The following is a 2,489-nucleotide window of genomic DNA, read 5'->3' on the forward strand; positions in this document are numbered from 1 at the left end:
GACCCCGCTTCCGTCGCCGCGCCCCCTTCCGCTGCTCCCGCTCCCGCCTCCGCGGTTCGCCGGTGAGAAGGGGACCCTTCTCTACCGGAGGCGTTAACAAGGGGCCCTTCCTTACCCCAGGGCACGCGCTGGTGACCCACCGTCGCCGCGACGAGCCCGCTCCACGTGGAGATTGGCGATTGGACCGATTGGGTACATCACGCGGTGACCTACTGGGAACCCCCACCGGAGGACCGACATGCTCGCCATTCTCGCGGCCATCGTCTTCGGCTTCGCCCTGTTGCTCGACCTGCTCGACACCGACTTCGGCGCGCCGGATCTGTTCAATGTGCACACCCTGCTGATGCTCGGCCTGCTGCTGCTCTCCCTCTACCTGGCCGGGGTCGGCAGCGGCTCGCGCGGCGGTGGCGGTGGCCGCTGGTACCGGGGCCGCCGTCCCGGCCGCGGCTGACCGAAATTGATCTAACCGGGCCGGGTCCGCGGCGCAGTTCCGGCGTGGCGGACCAGGCCCGGTACTGTCTTCGTGATGGAGTCCGACGTTCTTTTTTCTCTCGGCGCACCCGCCGGGGTGCCCGGCGCCCCCACGGGCTCCGTCGGCGTCGACGGCTTCACCCCCGTGGCGGCCGACTCGCCACTTCCCGTCCGGATGCGCCCGGCCAGCCTCGACGAGCTGGTGGGGCAGGGGCACCTCCTCGCCCCGGGCGCGCCGTTGCGCCAGCTCGTCGTCGGGGCCACCCCGATGTCGGTGATCCTCTGGGGGCCGCCCGGCTGCGGGAAGACCACGATCGCGCATCTGGTGGCCCACGCCACCGACCGCCGTTTCGTGGCCATGTCGGCGCTCACCGCCGGGGTCAAGGACGTCCGCGCGGTGATCGACACCGCCCGCCGGCAGCGCCGCTCCGGTGGTCCGCAGACCGTGCTCTTCATCGACGAGGTGCACCGGTTCAGCAAGACCCAGCAGGACTCGTTGCTCGCCGCGGTCGAGGACCGGACGGTCACCCTGCTCGCGGCGACCACGGAGAACCCGTACTTCTCGGTCATCTCGCCGCTGCTGTCGCGGTGCGTGCTGCTCACCCTCCAGCCGCTGGACGACGCCGCCGTGCGCGGCCTGCTGCGCCGCGCGGTCGCCGACGCGCGCGGCCTCGCGGGCGCGTTCACCCTGGAGACCGACGCCGAGGACCACCTGGTACGCCTCGCCGGCGGCGACGTGCGCAAGGCCCTGACCGCACTGGAGGCCGCAGCGGCCTCGGCGGCGGCACTCGGCGTCGACCGGATCGATCTGGCCACCGCCGAACAGGCGGTGGACGTCGCGGCGGTGCGCTACGACCGGGCCGGCGACGCCCACTACGACGTCACCAGCGCCTTCATCAAGAGCATGCGCGGCTCCGACGTCGACGCGGCGCTGCACTGGCTGGCCCGGATGCTGGTGGCCGGCGAGGACGCCCGGTTCATCGCCCGCCGGCTGGTCATCTTCGCCAGCGAAGACGTCGGGATGGCCGACCCGGGGGCGTTGGGCGTGGCCATCGCCGCCGCGCACGCCGTGGAGTTCGTCGGCCTGCCCGAGGCGCAGCTCAACCTCGCCCAGGCGGTTATCCACCTGGCCACCGCGCCGAAGTCCAACTCGGCGACCAGCGCGCTCGGGGCCGCCATGGCCGACGTCCGCGCCGGCCGGGGCGGGCCGGTGCCGCGCGGCCTGCGCGACGCCCACTACTCCGGCGCGCGGGGGCTCGGCCACGGCACCGGGTACCGCTACCCGCACGACGACCCCCGTGGGGTGGTCACCCAGCAGTACGCTCCCGACGATCTCGTCGGGGCCGACTACTACCGTCCCAGCGGGCACGGTGCGGAGCGGGCGGTGGCCACCCGGCTGCCGCTGCTGCGCCGGATCGTCCGGGGGTTGCCCGCCTCGGCACGTCCAAATGGTCCGGACCTGCCGGGGAACGGCCGCCACCCGTCGGGCAACGGGCACGCCAGCGCGGCGGACGAGGACGGCGCGGGCGCCGTCGGGGAGGGCAAGCAGTGAAATCCCGTGGTTCAGAGCGACCGGAGGACGGCCCCGACGAGCGTCGCGAACCGCGCGCCAAGGGGCGCCGGTGGGGCCGGGGCCGGCCCGACAGCGAGCCCGAGGAGCCGATCGCCGGCGAGGAGTTCGGCTGGATCGACGACCTGCGCTCCGCCAAGCGGCAGCGCGGCGAGCTGGGGCCGGACGGCAGCCTGCCGGGGCAGTTTCCGCCGCCTGGCCAGTCCGACCCGCAGGCGCGGCGCGTTTCGGCCGAGCCGCCGGCGGCGGCCCCGACCCGTGGCGGTGAACCCGGTCCGGCGCGTCCGCGGCCGGTCGACGGTCCCTGGCCCGGCTCGCCGCAGCCGGCCCGTCGTCCCGGTCCGGCCGAGCCGCCCCGTCCGCCGCAGGGCTCGCCGCTTGCGCCCCAATCGCCGCAGCAGCCAGCCCGTCCGCCGCAGGGCTCCCCCCGGCAGCCCCAGCCGGCCGC

At 74.9% G+C, this 2,489-nt stretch carries 2 protein-coding genes and 1 pseudogene; all 3 read left to right on the forward strand.

Annotation, left to right across the window (positions count from 1 at the left end; all coding sequences use genetic code 11):
- The first annotated feature begins 238 nt into the window (after nt 1-238).
- Nucleotides 239-451 (forward strand): hypothetical protein, encoded by a 213-nt coding sequence (locus tag E1258_RS31945; protein ID WP_132407616.1) that lies wholly within the window; start codon nt 239-241, stop codon nt 449-451.
- Between the two features lie 75 nt (nt 452-526).
- On the forward strand, nt 527-2,023 hold the full coding sequence (locus E1258_RS31950) for a replication-associated recombination protein A (RefSeq protein WP_132407618.1): 1,497 nt from the start codon (nt 527-529) through the stop codon (nt 2,021-2,023).
- Nucleotides 2,020-2,489, forward strand: a pseudogene (locus E1258_RS34180) (hypothetical protein); the annotation flags it as partial. The gene E1258_RS31950 and the pseudogene E1258_RS34180, both read left to right, overlap by 4 nt.

The sequence above is a fragment of the Micromonospora sp. KC207 genome, from assembly GCF_004348615.1.
GTDB lineage: Bacteria > Actinomycetota > Actinomycetes > Mycobacteriales > Micromonosporaceae > Micromonospora.